A 17,004-nucleotide genomic window follows, 5' to 3' on the forward strand; every position below is an offset into this window, starting at 1 on the left:
AAACCATTCGCCGTCCCTTTGCTTACCATAGGCTTGAGCCCATTTTCCTGGCCGCTTTGTTGGCAATAGCCAGCAAGCTGACGCTGACAACCGCTTTGAACAATCCTGCTGCCGCCGCATAAGAGAAACGGCTGTTCAGAATCCCCATGCGGTAGACATAGGTGTCGATGACATCCGAGACGTCCCGCAGGATCGGATTGGTAGCCAGAATCAGAATGTCCTCAAAACCGGCATTCAGAATGTTGCCCACTGCCAGAATCATAAAGATGATAATAACCGGCCGGATACAGGGCAGCGTGATCAGTTGAATCTGCTTGAAGCGGCCTGCCCCGTCAATGGAAGCGGCTTCATACAAATGCGGGTCAATGCCGGCAATGGCTGCCAGATAGACAATCGCCGCAAAACCGATTTCTTTCCACACCCCCGTTCCAACGAGTATGCCCCAGAAGTATTCCGGCACTGACAGAAAGCTGATCGGCTCTGAGGTAAGATCCAGGCTCATCAGCAGCATGTTTACGCTTCCATTATCCGTCGAAAGCATCGACCCTACGAACCCGCCGACTATGACCCAGGAGAGAAAATGCGGCAAATAGCTGACAGTCTGAATGATCCGCTTGAACGCCATCCTCCGCACCTCATTCAGCATCAGCGCCAGCAGGATAGGTGCCGGGAATCCGAAGCATAGCTTCAGCAGGCTGATGACAATCGTGTTGCGCATCACCGTCCAGAAGTCGGGCGAATTGAAGAATGCTTCAAAGTGCTTCAGCCCGACCCAAGGACTTTGAAAAAAACCGCCGAACAGCTGATAATCCTGAAAGGCCATCAACACCCCATACATCGGCAGATAGCTGAATACGAAGATAAAGATCATTGCCGGTACAACCATCAGCTGAAGATCCCACTGCCTGACCCATCTGGACCAGGAAGAAACAGAATTCCCTTTCTTGTAAGATAAGGCCCTTGGTTCGATTTCCACATTTGTCATCCTTCCTGTGTCTTTGCTTTACACCTTAATCTTATGTCGCACAGGAAGGACGTACCAGTACCGTGGTCAACGAAAAATGTGGTCTGGCAATGATGACAATCAGCAGCTTGTATGCGGACCAATCATCTATTCCTCTTCCTCCGGCAGCTTGATGGCCTTCACGTTGTCAATGTACAACGTACCACTGCCTTGGGTTCCGCTGCCCTGGGCCACATAGAAAGCAAATTCCTTGATAGAGCCCAGATCAATCACGCCGTTGCCGCTGGTGGCCCACCCCGGTTTGGCAAAACCGGTAAATGGAAGAGTGACCAGCACCGGTGCAGTACCCTGGATCTTGAAGCTGGTTTCCCACACTTCACCGTTCGTCTCATGGAACTGGACAGCCAGCTGACGGTTCGAGCCATCCGGCTGCAGCCAGAAGGATATCGCTTCCATCCCCGGCCATTCCTTGCCCATGCTGCGGTAGACCCCCGCGTAACCGGGATTCCCGATCGTATAATCCAGCTTCAGGCCGTAGGTGCCGCTGTTCGTATGGTAGGTGTCGAGTGTTACCGTCGCTGCGTTGCCTGAGACGTTGCGCTGCCATTTCGCACGCAGACTGCTGTTTGAACCGCCGTACTCCTCGAAATCATCAATCACATAGCTGTCCACCGGCGGAGGAACAAACGGACCGTTGCCTGTTTCGCCGTTGTTTAATGCGCGGGGATGGCTGTAAAGTGATTGAATGCCGCTGAGTGAATTTTTATCGGTCAAATATCCGGACCAGGTCATGAAATATACGTACCGCGGCTGTTTCTCCTGCAGCATCTCCATATCCGGCAGCTCCCCGTTCTCCCCGATCGCAATGGGTCTGCCGCCGCTCAGCTGCACCAGCTTGTTGTAATACGTATCACGGTAATCGTTGTTGTAAATATCCATCGCCAGCACATCCACCTCATCATGTCCGGGATAATAAGGGGCGGAATCATAGGCCCAGGAGCTTTCCGCATTCGGGCTCCACACCCAGATTAAATTGTCCAGTCCATGCAGATTAGTGAAACGGTCGTACATATTGTGCCACAGCTGCCGGAACAGCTCGGGACGCGCCCCCCACCAGAAGAATTCAGCGTTCATCTCGTGATAAGGCCGCCACAGCACCGGGATCCCTTCATCCCTAAGCTGCTGCAGATAACAGGCTACTTCGTCCATTTGTGCCGCCCACTGGTCATACAAGGCTGTACCGGGAGTTACGATATCCGTCATCTGGGCAACCGTAACATCGCCCGTGACACTTTCCCAGCCAGCCGTCGGCGCATCCATCGGCCTAGGCTCATGATAGGTCAGCGTCACCATGGCTCCCGATTCGCTTTTCACAATGGCCTCGTCGATCATCGCCTGGCGCAATGCGCTGAAGTCCCCGCCGGTGTAATAGGCGAAATCCGAGCCCCACAATGCCGGGTAATATCCGGTCAGCTCTGCTGCCGTGTCATACCACAGGCTGGGTTGTTCGTAATAATTGTGCTGCCCCGTATAAACGGCATTGCCCACCGTGGCGTACAGCCGGTCCAGCAGCTCCACTGCCTCTTCCGAAGCATTCGGATTCACCGGATACATCTTTTCTGTGGTCACCTGGAGCGCACTCGCAGCTGACACCGCAGTGCCTTCGCTGACCGCCTTCACCTCGATGTCATACAAACCTTCCGGCGACAAGCCCTCCAATTTGTATGCATACAGTGCTTGACCGGGAACATACGGCACCGTTACATTTTGCCACGCGGTATCGGCTGCTTTTTTATACGAAATCTTGTAAGACTTTACGCCAAAAGGACCTGAAGAAGCTTCCCATTCCAGATTGGCGGATACACCATCCTTACCGGTCACTGAGAATCCCGCGGGTGCCCCGGGTGCAAGCTCCAGCGGAAGCTGCGGAAGTTTGCTGACAACAACCTGATCAAGAAAGAGCTCCGCACCAGTAGTGTTACTCACCGCAAACCGCATGGACTGGGCTGCTGCGCCGGTGATTACCTGCTGCTCCAGCCGTTTCCAGCCTAAAGACGCCTCCGCTGGAAGCGGGTGCGTAATTGTGTCATTGTCCTGATAGACGGCAAGACTTACCGTAGCAGGCGGGACTGCCGCCTCCGCTGAAGATCTGCTCCAGTACGAAACCAGATAAGAGGTATCGCCTTCGGCGGCCATCTCAGCGGTCTTAATTCCTGATTGATTCAGGAGCTTTAGTGCGTACCCTCCCGAGTACGTGTCATAAGTTACCGTCTGCACGGTCCCCGTGGTTTCCCAAGGTTCTGTACTTCCGCTCTCGAAACCGCTATTAGAGACAAGGTTCGTCCCCGGAGTTGCTTCGAGTCCCATCACCGCATCTGAAATGTTGCCTGCCGCATCCTTGGAGCGCAGAATAATAGCGTACACTGAAAATGGATCCAGCTGACTTAGCGTATAAGTGTGCATTGTGACTGTCTCCTGATGGGGTACGGTCACTGTGCTCCAGTCCGGGGCGTCTGTTTTTTTGTACGACAGCTGGTAGGATGCTACGCCCATATCATCCGTCGATCCAGCCCAAGTCAGCTTTAACGCTTCCGGCTCATGCTCGGCCTGCCAGACACCGGGCGTTGTCGGCCGTTCGATATCCACATTTTCACGAATGACTGCATCGTCAATATAGTAATCCTTGCTGGTGCTGTTCCAGAACGATAGACGGACATGCTGATCCCCGGGAGCGGGGGTATACAGCAGCTGACGGTATTCCCAGCTCGTCGAACCCGAGAACTGAAGACTTTGTTTGCCCTGCTGCGTGCCGAATGAATCCATATCAATTACAGCATGGGTCACTCCTGCTCCGGCGAATTTGACCCATAAACCGACACGATAGGTTTTGCCTTGCTGCACCGCCACAGACGCCGAGGCTCCCCCGGTATTCCGTTTCACCTGAAGACTTTTATCCCCTCCATGCTTTTCACTGGCAGTCACTACAGGGCTACCCCACTTCTCCCACCCGACATCACCTGACTCAAAACCCGGATTACCGAGCAGATTCTCTCCTGCCGCACGCGATGGAGCAGGAAACACAGCGATCGATGCAATAAACAGAGCGACGGCCAGCCAACCATGGAACCATTTTTTGCCTGTTTGTGCAACCACTTTGTTCAGGCCTCCATTTGAAAAAGCCGGTTTATATTCGATGTTGGCATCGTCCGGCCCCTTCAATGTAAGCGTTACCATTTAACTGAACAAGAATCATTTGCAACGAAAAGTTTGTTTTAGCAACGACTAATTTGAAAAGTTCACCTACGCTGCTGTTTATCCCTGTCCGTAACTGCCGATGTACGAAAAGCACCGTTGCCGCAGGAGACAGCGAGTACCTGTCCACCTGCGCAATCGACAGCAATTCCCTTCCAGCGGGGGGCGCCAAGAGATTGATTCTCCCACTCCTCCCAGGACAAACCTCCATCCCGGCTGCAAACGACCCGGGCCTCCGTTCCGGTACGAACCATCGGCTCACACGCCAGAATCAGCAGGTCTTTGCCTGAGTTCCCCTTACCCACAGCAAGCGCCGACACATTGAACCTTTCTCCCTCCCCGGCCGGGTACAGCTTGCTCCAGCTTTGCCCGTTATCTTCGCTGCGCCATAACCCTTCCGAGATAAATCCCGCATACAGGGTGCCTGCATGGGTGGGCGAAAACGCCACTGCATTTAATACAGAGGACGGGCTGCTGTACTGGAAAGGAAGTCCCGCACCGATGGATTGCCAAGTGTCCCCGCTATCCTTCGAGCTCCAGATTCCCTCCGTCCATTCCCCAAGCATAAGATGTCCTGCCTGATGGTAATCCGTGTCCAGCAGTTGATTGGCTCCACAGGCATTTTTGACCTGATAGACAACTACCGGCAGCAGTTCGGCTTCAATCCACTTCTTCTGATGCGGCAAAGTTGCTAGATGCGCCGGAGGACGGAATGACGTCCGTTCCCAGGAATCTCCCCCATCTCTGGAGCGGTAGATTCCAGCTCCTAAGGCCATCTCACCGTCCACATAAGCATAGAAAGTTCCTGGGTTGCCCCTATCTTCCCGCAATGCCTGGACGAACAGCCCCCGACCAAGGGAAAGTACGGCTACCGCGCTGTCGCCTCCGTCACGGCTCCGTGCAATGCAGGCCGTTCGCCCATGCCCGACAAGACCGTACAGATAATGCTTGGAGTCTGTTCCGGACATGACGGCAGCAGTACTGCCTGAGTAGCCATCCAGACCCGGTAAATTGCGGAAGGTCTGCCCGCCATCCTCCGTGATCTTGGGCGGATGGTCTGCCATCGTGACGCAGAACTTCCCCGGCTGCACCGTGTCAGCGGTCACCGCTTCCATGCAGGTCGTTTCCAGCCCCCGGAAATGATTCGCCCGCCAGCTCTTCCCCCCATCCTCGCTGATTGCAACTCCATACCAGTTGCATAGATAGAGGCGGTCCTTGCTGAAGCGGTCTACGATGATTTTGGAGATCGCCCAGCCTGTTGCCGCCGCCCGGGATGCTCCGCTGAAATGATCCATATACGCCGGAAAGCCGCTGAGGTCTTCATCGGAATGAGGATGGAGCAGTTGCCAATGTCCACCCCCGTCAGAGGAAACATACAATGGAATCGGTGGACACTCCTTCATATGCGGCCGCAGATCCGGGGCCGTGTACCATCTTTCCGTACGAAGGCAGTCCTGCACAACGGTCCCGTATCTCTGTCTGCCGGGCAGCAGACCTTCTTCCGTGGAAGCCCAAGTCCTGCCGCCATCAGTGCTGCTCCGGATTCCGCCCCAGATCGTAGCCGCCAGCAGATGCTGGTTATCAAGGCTGTCGAATGACAGCTCGGCAAAGCTGGGCCCTTCCTGCAGCAGCTCCCAGGATTCTCCCAGATCAGAGCTGACATACAGCTTGCCTGACCTGCCCCGGGGCTGATCCTGAAGCAGCCCCAATACGCCGCCTTCGCCAACTTCAACATAATCCATGTTTAAATCGTCATCGCTTATTGTTCCGGCATACAAGACACCGGGAACAGACGGGTGAAACGCAACGCAGCCAAACCGTTCCTCTGGAAGCCCCGTGCGTCTCCAGGTCTCACCTTCATCCCGACTGATCCAGAAGCCGCCGGTATACCCTCCTGCGGCGATTATGTCCGGGTGGTGAGGGTCTGCCGCGATCACCTCACCGTACATCCTGGTGGGACCATTTCCATAGAATCCCATACCCGTGCAGACTTCCCGCCAGCTGTGCCCGCCATCAGCAGATTTGTGGACTGAACCATAAAACTTCCGGCTCCTGACCTCCCCGGAGCAGCGAAACAGCACCTCCGGGTGATGCGGACTGATCGCAAAGCTCTGCACCTGATGGTGATACGCCTTCGTCAGCCCGCCATTCAGCGTTTCCCAAGTCTCCCCGCCATCAGAGCTGCGGAAGACACCCGCCACATCGCAGCGGGCATACAGAATCCCGCTTATGGCCGGGTGCTGAATAAGCCCCGTGATATACCCGCCTCCACCCAGTGAAGCCGGAGTCCAGACATGCGCAGTATTTTCGATATTATTCATAATGCTTAATACCTCCTCTACATCTCTTCAAGCTTACACCCGGGCTTCAGTTACGGGCATCCCTGCGAACAACGAATTGTGCCGCTGGGCAAGGAAGATACTTTTATCAAAAAGTTATAAAACTACCCATTCACACAAACAGAAATGATAGTCATTGCATCTCTTATACTATCCAACCGGAAAGAGGTGTTAACTATGACGGAACGTGCAAGAATTCGCAGGGCCATTGCTGCACTGCGTACGCAAAGAGCCATTCTGCGCGAACAGCTGGAAGAAATTAATGAGAATTTACGCAGAGTGCCTAATCCCAGCCGGGCCAGACGGGAACTTTTGGCAGCGAGGGTAGCTATCAGAGAAGCATTGCGTTTAAATGCCATCGCCATTCGGCTTTTGCGCAGTGTGCTGTAACCGGATTATGCTGAAGCTAGTGCAGTAACAGGTATCCTGTGAAATAGTTTATCGAGCATCCTTTGGGATGCTCTTTTTTGTAGGCAGATCCTATATATCCGAAAAAAAAGAGCACCGGGGCTCTCCCCGAATGCTCTTTTCTCTGTTGCCAAGACGGCTTAAGCACGGCTTTCCTGCTCTTCCGGCTGTAGCCGGAGTGCCAGTTCTGGAAATCTATCTTCGCATGCTTTAATCTCTTGGATAATCCATTGCCATTATATCCATAAAAGGCACCTTGACCAGCTCTTCCTTACAGCTGAGATGCACCTTGCCCGTACGCGAGTCCATGCCGACAATCTGCCCCCGGACCTGATCTTCCTTGCCCCAAACCGTCAATAGCACTTCAGAGGCCTCTTGCATCGCTTCCGTCAGTTGATTGCCGATTTCCTCCAGCACAAATTCATCTCTTGTCGGCCGTTTGGCCACCTTCGCTTTTGCCACACTATTCCTCCGTTAAAATAAGACTGTTTCCATGTGTTATTCCATATAAAGTGAATGTCATTTTTACTCGCTTATGGATGTTATCGAGTTAATTATAGCAATTACTCTTAAGCGGTGAAAAGAGCGTAGTGATTATGTTCCTCCAACTGAACTTCAGCTGTTTTGCATAAGGAGCTATTCTAACAACTACTCTACGTAGCTTAACATTTCCTGCAGGTCTGAACAAGGTAATCGTGATTTGCTCCTTCTGCTGTAGAGAGTAGTTCAGGCCCTGATTAAACAGATTCAACGCCTGGGTATCCGCACTGGAATTGTACGATCCCTCCATTGCTGCTCGATTTTACTCTGCTGTGTGATTTTGCCAGATTGATCTTGTTACAGAATTTCAACTATTTGGCCGATGCTCATTTATTGTAAGGTTTTTCCCTTTTGTCCAATCCATATAATTAAATTTATTGCCAATTTTACCTTATAGTTGTATGTTTAGTGTTGTTATATATTTTCTATATTTTGGGAGGTGTACAATGAAAAGGATTTTATTGGTTTTACTTTTAATCGTATGTTTTGCATCAACTGCATCAGTAGCGTCTGCAGAAGATACTGGAGATGGATTCCGATCAGCAATTACGCAAAAAGATTTTCAAGAAACTGTCGTTGGTGGCCAGGCAAAACTAAAAATACCGAGTGCTTCAAATCTCAACCCAATAAAAGACAAAATACTTGCTGAATATTTCATTACAATTAATTCAAAAAACGGAGTTACCTTTGATGGAGGAGTGATCTACGATGGTGATGAATGGGAGTTAGTTATATTCGGGCATAGTGGATGGTGGCCAAAATCTCTACCTAATATCACCGGAAAAACGGTAGATCTCAAATTTGGAGGGGAAGTAGATAATAGAGGGGAATATATCGTAAAACTAACATTAACTGTGGATGGAACTAATTACAGTATTTCCCTCGACAAAAACTCAATAGCTGGTGATACGCCACTCGGATGGCTGGCAGAAAATCCATATTATGCTGGACTAAATACCGTTGGGTATGAATTAAACCTAGTTCCCAAAGCCGAATATGCCTCAACCTTTTATCATAAATTAACAAACACTAACAGTACCAAAAGAGCATATTTTTACGGCGCAGAATTTTCAATTGCTGTTCCAATTAAAAAAGCTGGCGGAACCTTAGATTTGAGTAAGTTTTCCTGGATTCATAAGAAGAATAGCGACGATGCTCAGTATACCCAACCACTAGTTGATCAAATAGTTTATGATACTTATAATCAAACATATTTATATACAACTATGGACTTCAATTATATCCCTTAATAGGTAAGTTGACCCGTCAGGTTAATGTCTGACGGGTTATTTTGTGTAGTCTCTAAATTTCCAATCGTCCTATCACAAAATTGGCGCCTGCAATCATAATCGATTCCGGGGTATACCCTGATGGTAGTACGAATGTGAATTACAAAACAAGTATGTTGGATACACTTCTTTATAACTCAACCCTGAGAAAATCAGGATTCCAAAAGACTTTCGGGTATACCTGCTCCCATCTGTTCCTGCTCGTTTCCGTGAAGGCCGGACTCATCCGCATGAATCCGGGAATCGACAAGCGCTCCTGCGGTTACAGCCGCCGGAAGAAAGCTTTACTTTCTGCCCCACATCTGATTTCCGAACTGCTGGACCGGGCCATCGCTTTCGGGGTTTCTGCGGCTTACGTACTCATAGGTAGCTGGTTCACCATGCCCCCCTAATCGGGCGGATTGCAGAGCGAGGTCTTCATGTCATTGGCATATGACGCTGACGGCACCGGAAATCATTAAAATCTACGCTCTTCGCTAAGGTCGCTCCTGCGATTTGCTCATTAGCCATACAACGATTGTCTTTTCCCGCTACATTCTGCTGTTCTTCCGCGAAGAGGAATACGCACATACACACAAGTACCCTGTTTGGAAATACTCTCGAATTTCAATCCGTATGTTGTACCATATGCAAGCTTTAACCTCTCATCAATGTTGCGGACGCCGTACCCTCCACCTTTTCGTTTTCTATTGTCCCCTTTGAAGATGGCACCCAGTTCTTCAGAATCCATACCAATACCATCGTCTAACAGCTGAATAATAAGATCTTCCTGCTCGGCCCAGGCTCTCACCCGTATAATCCCTGCTTCAGGCTCCTTTTCCATAATGCCGTGTAGAATTGCATTTTCCACAAGGGGCTGCAGAATAATCTTTGGCATTTCGCAGGTATACCATTCGCGGGTTACTTCAAGCTCAAGTCTGATCCCGCCTCCAAAACGTATATTCTGTATGCTTGTATAGGCTTCAATATGTTGAAGCTCGTCTGCCGATGCCGCTGAATTGGTTGCCTCTGGTTCTGACATTTCACTAGCCGAGTTATTAGTATTGTTGTTGTTGCCACCACATCCGGAAAGAGTGAGCACGAACATTAAAGCGATTACAAGAGAGAAAACTGTGTTTTTCTTTAACCTTTTCACTTTGAAACCTCCCTTTTATTCTTAATTCTCCTTACAATTTAATTCTAGTGATTCCTGCGTGGGGAGGGTACCAGTCAAAGTTACGATAGACTTAGAATTCCTAACGTTACACAGTCAGTTTGAATAGTAAACCTTTCTCTTCTACTTATTATTCCGCTTCAAGAATAAACCGGTTCCATTTCTGCTGCCATGCGATATCGTCCCAGAACGGATGATGCGGAGCACAGTTGGAGCATAACGTCATTCCCCAGAAGCCAAGTGACTTCCCTTTTCGCAGTGCATACTCGGCAATGAATTTCCCGACAGGACCTTCCTCGAAACCAGTATGCAGCGGCGTGTAGCCGACATAACCCTCACCGATAACGACTGGAATTCCTGAATGACGTACCCAGTCATGAATTTCCTCAAAGCGGAAATCGATCTTCTGCAGCATAGCCAGCTTGTGGGCACCGTAACGATCATATAAATAGAGGTCCCATTGATCAGGATCAGCCCAGTCATGCAAGTATATGAGTTTCATCCCGACCGGGTTGCCCTCCATCCTCCACTCCTGCCCTTCCGGCAGCGTCCACTCCTCAAATGGAGGCGCATCCTCTCTTAATAAAGACTGGACAAAGGTGTTAGGAAATGACATTCGCTCATCATTTAACCCTGCCGCATCCATGAGTTCATTCAATACGCCCTTTATATAGAGATGATAGTGAGCAACCTGCATATTGCGGGCAACATAAGCCTTCGGATAAGCTTCGTTTAGCGTGTAGCTGGCCGTCATCAGTATATCGGGATGCTGCTTCCGGAGATAATCAATCGCTTCCTCTATATAAGGCTGCATGGCTTCAACCTGCTTAGGCGTATCTGTTTCCCCGATACCCTGTTCAACGCCCACTGCGGTAAGCTGGCCGAATTCCACCTCATTATGAAGCTCGGCATAAACGATTTGACTGGCTAACCCTTCATGCTTAATATACCGGATGAGCTGATCCATAGACCTGGCAATTGACATAAAACGTTCCTTAGGAGCAATGGAGGCCAGTTCGTCGCGCAGAGCGGGATAGGCCAGGAAGCTGGGGCTTTGCTGATATTCCCATGAAGACAGCATAATATAACACCCATGCGCTTTGGCCTGTCTGAACAACTCCAGCAAATGGGCATGTCCGTCCAGCTCAGCTCCGCCGCGGCAGTTGTACCATCGAGTCCGCTGCCCCACTTCCCCCAGGCTCCCAAAATGTAGCGGCCCCGGCCGCTTGCCTTCCGCAGTGAACAATAAGAAAGGCATCGCACAGATCCGAATTGTATTGTATCCTCGATCCACCGCTTCCTTAAATCTTGCTGCAAGATCACTGTAAGGCTCTCCAGGCAAAGTCATCGTATACCAGGAGAAATCCCACATCGTGATGGTCAGTTTGCGCGGCAAATTGTTATGTACTGAATTCATTTTTATCACTCCTTAGCGTTTGATTACCGGGAGAACAAGCAAAGAAAGAATACTGTGACAAATGAGCAGCAGGATATTGCACTCGGGAGCGTAGTCACATTATAAGAGTATTGTTGCCCTAGCATACTACCCGGCGGATCTTCGCGATCACCGGGTAGTTTACTAGATTTATTTGTTCAATTCCTGTTCAAGTACACTGAATCCATTCGGACGATAGATGACAAGCACTTGTTCCAGCAGAGGATGTACTGATACAGTGATGTTCATTGTCAGAATATCTCCCGGTTGCATCTCAGGAATTACTTGCTGGACTACCCTTTCATCTGCCGAAGACACAGTTAAGTAGTAGTCTCGTACGGCATAGCTGGGAATATCATTCCGGCATTTCAGTGTTACCTCAAGCTCACCTTCGTGCCACACAGGTGCTCCCGCCAGCAAGAGCGGTGAAGAAATCTCACGCAAGGCTGCAAATGAAGGCTTCACCCGGTTATAGATATCCAGCGAACCATGTACCCGCTGTTTCAATTTCACTTCACCGTCTTCTCCCATTTGCGTACGGTAATCATTTAAACTGAAGAAGATTAACGCTGCGAACTGAGGATATTGACGGTAAATTTCTGTTTTCCCCAAAAGTATCTCGGTTCGTCTAGGATCTCCTCCCTCATAAATTGGCTCGCAGAGTCCGTACTCTGCCACAACAATGGGCTTATCCGGATAATCGGAAATAATCTTCTTAATCACCTCATGCTCGTCCAAATCACCATGCCATGTTCCGATATAATCATTCCACATTAATAAGTCCCCTGCTCCGGTAGCATCAGTGCCCGGCTGGAAGTGAATCGTGTTGCTTACATAGTTGACGAGCCGGCTTGAGTCCAGTTGCAGAATCTCCTGCTTCAGCTGCTCCATGTACCGAAGTGTGATCTCCGATTGGCCATTCAGTTCATTTCCCATACCCCAGGCAAATATACAAGGGTGGTGCGAATGATCCGCAATCATCTCCTTCGCTTGTGATAACGCTAGTGTAAAAGTGTTCTGATCCGGCTCATCAGGCTGCTGCCAATGCGGGATCTCTTCCTGCACCAGAATCCCGTTACGGTCACACCAATCCAACAGCTCGCTGCCTTGCTGCCAGTGGAAACGTGTGATCACACAGTTGGCTTCCTTTAGCCTCTCAAGCATTGCAATAAGGTCTTCCTGCTTCTCGGCCAATCCTGTCACCGGATTAGAACCTGGCATCCATTCTACTCCCATCAGGCGGACAGGCTCACGGTTTAACCAAAGCTCACGCCCCTTAACCAGGATCTCACGGAAACCAAAATTCACAGCCACCCGGTCTTTAATCTGCTCTTTCTCCCGAAGCGTGAGCTCAAGCCGATACAAATGCGGATGATCAAAGTGCCATAGATCCACCGGAGATAACTGAACATCAGTAAGCTGCCAGGTCATCGTTTGGGGAGGTAAAGGCCGTACCTCATACCAGATTCTCTCTCCATCTTTAAATATCCCGATCTCCACAGTCGCAGCAGCGGATGGTTCACACAGATATACTTCTGCATTTACCTTTCCAGTAGCCTTATTATCACCTTGTCCGAATTGGACTTCCGGGCTGACTTTTATGTGTTTAATTGCTGTTTGCCCGGTTACTATGAGCTTTACGGGCCGGATTATCCCGCCGTCATCCGCCCAATCAAAGCTATTCCCTCGAGGAAGCGCCTGATCACTATTCGAATTATTCACTTTTACCGTAATCCGGTTCTCCACGCCACACTGAATATTTGCTGTCAGGTCTATTTCAAATGCGGTATAACCCGAATTGAAGTGCGAACCGGATTGATGTCCATTAACCCAGATCACTGCATCGCGATATACAGCTTCAAAGTGTATACGGATCCGGCAGCTCTGCCATTCCTCCGGAATACTAAGGGTATACTCATACCACCCGGTTCCCCGGTAATCCTCCAGACCTTCCTGCACATTCCATGTGTGCGGAACGGTAACGTTCAAAGGAGCAGGCAAGCCTATGGCTTGCCACTCACCTTGTTCCCCCAAATTTGCAGCGTCCGGTTGAAATCTCCAGCCTTCGTCCATACTCACCACTTGACGCCCGTTAGTAAGCAAAATATTCAGTCCTCCTCCTTGTTCGAAATCTCCCTAATTCGCCGTACTGCTGCTTAATCGTCTATGAACCATCGCCCCTTGATGATTAGGTTCCAGTTCCAGAGCTAATTCAAGTTCGGTTCCTGCTTCTTCGTCGCGGCCTAGCCCCAGAAGTCCCAGTCCTCTCATGTACCGGCAATGGATGACATTGCGCCGGTTCAGGTCATCCTCGAATACTAGGAAGTCCGGCAAGGATACGGCAAAGTAATCGATTTTGATATCGTCAAAAATATGCTTCTCGGCATAATCAATCAGTTTATTGAATCGGCGCTTGGCTTCCTTCTCATTATGGAGCTTCAACCAGGCCAGCCCTTGATAGAAAATCAGCTCCGGCGGCTGGTCATTATAGAACATCGCATTTGTCGGCTCAGCCAGTCCCCGTGAAGCTATCGTGTAGCTGGCGACGGCTTCTTCTTCCTGCTGAAGACCTTCGTAGGCCATGCCGAGATAATAATAGATATTATTCTCCTGGGCTCCTTCCAGCTTACCTTCACCCAGATTTAGCGGATAGACCAGCGCTTGGTGTAAATACTGAGTTGCTGCTTCATAGTGCCCCTCTTGCAGCGCTTGCTTACCTAACTCGGTATGAGCAAACTTATATTGTCCGGTCACTTTCCCCTCTCCACCTTCCCACGGATGGAAATTACGCTGAGACAGGGCAGCAATAGCGTCTTGATAACGTCCAAGATTGTTCAGCAGGGTTACATATTCCACATACAGATCGTCCCGCTTCTCAACCAGCCCTCGCCGTTCTTCAAGGATATGAAGGCGCTCCTCCGTGGACCATGCCAGCTTCTTGCGCAATTGATCCAGTTCAAACAGGATACGCACATCCTCCGGTGCACAGGCAAACGCCTGCTCCAGCGAGGCTAACGCCGCTTGCGGATTGTTCTGCTTATTGTAATAGGCCAGACCCAAGTTGCGGTGTACCGTCGGATAATCGTTACGCAGCCTGCGTGACTGCTCCCAGCTTGCAATGGCCTCAACCGGCCGTTTCTTGTCATAATAGAGATTCCCGAGATAGTAATGGGCCTTATCGTCCTCCGGATTTGCATGAACTGCGCTTGTCAGCAGCTCAATTTCAAACAGGGTGTTCGGGAAGCAATACGCCGGATTAGCCAATTGTCCTTTGCGACGGGCGGCCTGAGCTTGTTCATGTTGTCCTGTATGCTCATATAATGTACCTAGGGCATAGTGCAGCATCGGATAGAAAGAATCTTCCTGACTCAATCTTTCCCCTACGGCAATGGCTTCTTCGTAAAGACCGCAGTTCATATAATCCGCGATGACATTAAGATAGTTGTGAGCGTCATTTCTCATCAGAAGCTGCAGTTCAGACAGAATGCCTTGCGCAGCGAGACTATCTCCCAAGCTTATATGGGCCAGCGCCAGCTCATTAAAAGCTCCGAAATCAGCGACATCCAATTCGAGCGTTTCAAGCGCATATCTCTTGGCATTATCAACTTGACCAAGCTTACGCAGCATAGCTGTTTTAAGATTCCGCGCTTTGTAATTACGTGAGTTGCGGATGAGCGAGCGCTCAACCTGCTCCAGTGCCTCGGCATACTGGCCTTTAAGGCTGGAAATTTGAGCAAGAGAGAAGTATCCTGCATCCTGCCAGGCTGCCGACCATACCGCTTTGTGAAAAGCAGTAAATGCTTCATCGAACCGCTTCTGCCCACGGAGCGCCACTCCCAACTGATAATATGCCTCGCTGTCATACGGGTTAGGATTACGCCAGGTCAGACGCTCGATCGCTTTGCGGAAATACTTCTCGCTATCGGTATATAATCCACGGCGAAGCAGCAAGGTTCCATAAGCTACATTAAGCCGGATATCGCCGTTGTCCCGCTTCAACCCTTCCAGATAGTAGGCTTCGGGCTCAAATGTAGCATGCCGGTATTGCTCCAGATGCAGGCCAGCCAGATATAGTTCCTCCGTCGAACGCAGCTCTTCAGGCGTTGCTAGTGGTTTAGCAGCTTCCGGAACCCTCTCAATATCCGGCCGTTTCGGTTGATAGGAGATCAGCAGTCTGCCTTCTGCATTCCGGACAGACAGCTTCAAATCAGACTCCTGCTCCCCGCTATTTAGCGTTACAACAGTCTGGTATACATCCACCGGGGACAAATCAACTGTGTCCTGCAGATACCTGCCTGCTGCTCCGCTTAACTCCACGACTGCATGTTCAAGTACATATGTCGCATACACCTTGATCACGGCCTGCCCTGCTTCAGCATCAACCTCCAGATTGATGGCTGCTTCAATTGATGCATTTTTGACGACACCAATGTTTTTGTAAGGCATGAAATACTGGGTGAATGTCTTCTCCTCATAGGGCTGCAGCCAGGTAAAGTCAGGCTGATTGTCTGTGTACACTCCAGTCATGAGTTCAATGTAAGGGCCATCTTCATCTGTCAATTGACGATCCCACGCCTGGCCGAACTCTCCGTTCCCCCAGGTCCATTGTTTCTTGCCGGGAGAGATATGATGATTCGCCACATGCAGCAAACCGGCTTCTACGCCGTGATCATATCCACCGACGAAATTATAATCGGATTTATAGGCCATATATGAGGTTGGAACCGGGAGGTTCTTGTAGCGGGAAATATCTACGCCTTCCGAATAATCCTGTTTGTAATAGGTTCCGGTAGCGATAGGAAAACGGGAAACATCGCGCTTACCATGGTCAAATACAGCAGTTACGTCCGGAGGAAACACGGATTGCGTATGGTCATTAACCGCTACCGCCGGATTTGCCCACCACAGGAAAGTCTGCGACTCAGGTGTCCGGTTGTACAATTGAGCGTTGATTTCCAAGTAAGCCTTGCCCGGATAGAGCTTGAATGCGGCAGTTACTTTCGTGCCGTACATCCGGTCAATCTCGCTCACCCATACTGTAGCGCTGCCATTGTCGGTTGCTTCGATTTTGTATTCGACCGGACCAAACGTATTCGGACGGTGATGCTGCGGCCAGTTAAATTCAATCCCTCCGGAGATCCAAGGGCCGGCAAGACCGACCAGCGCAGGTTTAATTACGCGGTTATAATAGACGAAATCGTAATTGTTCGTCTTGTCGAGCGCGCGATAGATTCTGCCCCCTATTTCTGGCATGATCTCAATACGGATATATTCATTCTCCAGAATAACCAACTTGTAGTTCTTATCATGCTTCACATCCGAGATGCTCTCGATCACCGGATGCGGATACACACGGCCGGAGCTTCCTTGGTAGACTCTTTTCTCAAGAAACATAGGATTAGGGTCTGCTTCACCCGCATCATATGTTGGAATCAACATACTTGTTTCCCATACTTTTACTTGGTCAGATCCAGTTGAAGCCGCCTGCCGTGTATGGTCCATAGCTTCATTCTTCATCTTTAAACTGCCTCCCTAGTCTTGATAGTTATACTTTATCTTCTGACAGGGAAGGTTCCAATTGACGAAATGCGGAAAGTGATGGATTATATTCTTATTCATATTTT

General features: G+C 50.0%; 11 protein-coding genes. 3 read left to right on the forward strand and 8 right to left on the reverse strand.

All coding sequences use genetic code 11. The features are described from left to right. Positions 1-22 precede the first annotated feature (22 nt). The 3 genes from ACAN56_RS03065 to ACAN56_RS03075 form a co-directional block, all read right to left on the reverse strand. Positions 23-886 (reverse strand): ABC transporter permease, encoded by an 864-nt coding sequence (locus ACAN56_RS03065; RefSeq protein WP_379140443.1) that lies wholly within the window; start codon positions 884-886, stop codon positions 23-25. 225 nt (positions 887-1,111) lie between these two features. Continuing rightward, the gene (locus ACAN56_RS03070) at positions 1,112-4,117 is read right to left on the reverse strand and encodes a glycosyl hydrolase (protein ID WP_379140332.1); all 3,006 of its coding nucleotides are present in this window, start codon (positions 4,115-4,117) and stop codon (positions 1,112-1,114) included. Between the two features lie 143 nt (positions 4,118-4,260). Further along, positions 4,261-6,537: a WD40/YVTN/BNR-like repeat-containing protein gene (locus ACAN56_RS03075; protein ID WP_379140335.1), complete on the reverse strand. Its 2,277-nt coding sequence runs from the start codon at positions 6,535-6,537 to the stop codon at positions 4,261-4,263. Between the two features lie 195 nt (positions 6,538-6,732). Between ACAN56_RS03075 and ACAN56_RS03080 the strand changes: the two genes are divergently transcribed. Further along, entirely contained in the window at positions 6,733-6,945 is a 213-nt protein-coding gene (locus ACAN56_RS03080) for a hypothetical protein (RefSeq protein ID WP_038593256.1), read from the forward strand. A gap of 228 nt (positions 6,946-7,173) precedes the next feature. Here ACAN56_RS03080 and ACAN56_RS03085 read toward each other — a convergent pair whose 3' ends face one another. Next, the gene (locus ACAN56_RS03085) at positions 7,174-7,425 is read right to left on the reverse strand and encodes a YolD-like family protein (RefSeq protein ID WP_038593259.1); all 252 of its coding nucleotides are present in this window, start codon (positions 7,423-7,425) and stop codon (positions 7,174-7,176) included. Positions 7,426-7,949: 524 nt separating this feature from the next. Between ACAN56_RS03085 and ACAN56_RS03090 the strand changes: the two genes are divergently transcribed. Both ACAN56_RS03090 and ACAN56_RS03095 read left to right on the forward strand, forming a co-directional pair. After that, complete coding sequence (locus tag ACAN56_RS03090) at positions 7,950-8,753, forward strand: hypothetical protein (protein WP_379140339.1); 804 nt, start codon at positions 7,950-7,952, stop codon at positions 8,751-8,753. A gap of 134 nt (positions 8,754-8,887) precedes the next feature. Next, positions 8,888-9,184, forward strand: coding sequence for a hypothetical protein (locus ACAN56_RS03095; protein WP_379140341.1), 297 nt, complete (start codon positions 8,888-8,890; stop codon positions 9,182-9,184). Positions 9,185-9,294: 110 nt separating this feature from the next. On the opposite strand, the gene ACAN56_RS03100 is transcribed toward ACAN56_RS03095, so the two are convergent. The 4 genes from ACAN56_RS03100 to ACAN56_RS03115 form a co-directional block, all read right to left on the reverse strand. Further along, positions 9,295-9,927, reverse strand: coding sequence for a sensor histidine kinase (locus ACAN56_RS03100; RefSeq protein WP_379140344.1), 633 nt, complete (start codon positions 9,925-9,927; stop codon positions 9,295-9,297). Between the two features lie 148 nt (positions 9,928-10,075). Further along, entirely contained in the window at positions 10,076-11,362 is a 1,287-nt protein-coding gene (locus ACAN56_RS03105; protein ID WP_076109418.1) for a cellulase-like family protein, read from the reverse strand. Between the two features lie 168 nt (positions 11,363-11,530). Next, the gene (locus ACAN56_RS03110; protein ID WP_379140347.1) at positions 11,531-13,483 is read right to left on the reverse strand and encodes a glycoside hydrolase family 2 protein; all 1,953 of its coding nucleotides are present in this window, start codon (positions 13,481-13,483) and stop codon (positions 11,531-11,533) included. Positions 13,484-13,516: 33 nt separating this feature from the next. Beyond that, positions 13,517-16,897, reverse strand: a complete 3,381-nt coding sequence (locus ACAN56_RS03115; RefSeq protein ID WP_379140349.1) for a tetratricopeptide repeat protein — start codon at positions 16,895-16,897, stop codon at positions 13,517-13,519. Positions 16,898-17,004: the final 107 nt, after the last annotated feature.

This window comes from Paenibacillus paludis (assembly GCF_042610515.1).
In the GTDB taxonomy this organism is placed as follows: Bacteria; Bacillota; Bacilli; order Paenibacillales; family Paenibacillaceae; genus Paenibacillus_AQ.

Excerpts from the sequence above, each read along its gene's own strand:
- ACAN56_RS03065 (WP_379140443.1), bottom strand. The coding sequence starts at position 886 with ATGGTTGTACCGGCAATGATCTTTATCTTCGTATTCAGCTATCTGCCG.
- ACAN56_RS03075 (WP_379140335.1), bottom strand. The coding sequence starts at position 6,537 with ATGAATAATATCGAAAATACTGCGCATGTCTGGACTCCGGCTTCACTG.
- ACAN56_RS03080 (WP_038593256.1), top strand. The coding sequence starts at position 6,733 with ATGACGGAACGTGCAAGAATTCGCAGGGCCATTGCTGCACTGCGTACG.
- ACAN56_RS03090 (WP_379140339.1), top strand. The coding sequence starts at position 7,950 with ATGAAAAGGATTTTATTGGTTTTACTTTTAATCGTATGTTTTGCATCA.
- ACAN56_RS03105 (WP_076109418.1), bottom strand. The coding sequence starts at position 11,362 with ATGAATTCAGTACATAACAATTTGCCGCGCAAACTGACCATCACGATG.
- ACAN56_RS03115 (WP_379140349.1), bottom strand. The coding sequence starts at position 16,897 with ATGAAGAATGAAGCTATGGACCATACACGGCAGGCGGCTTCAACTGGA.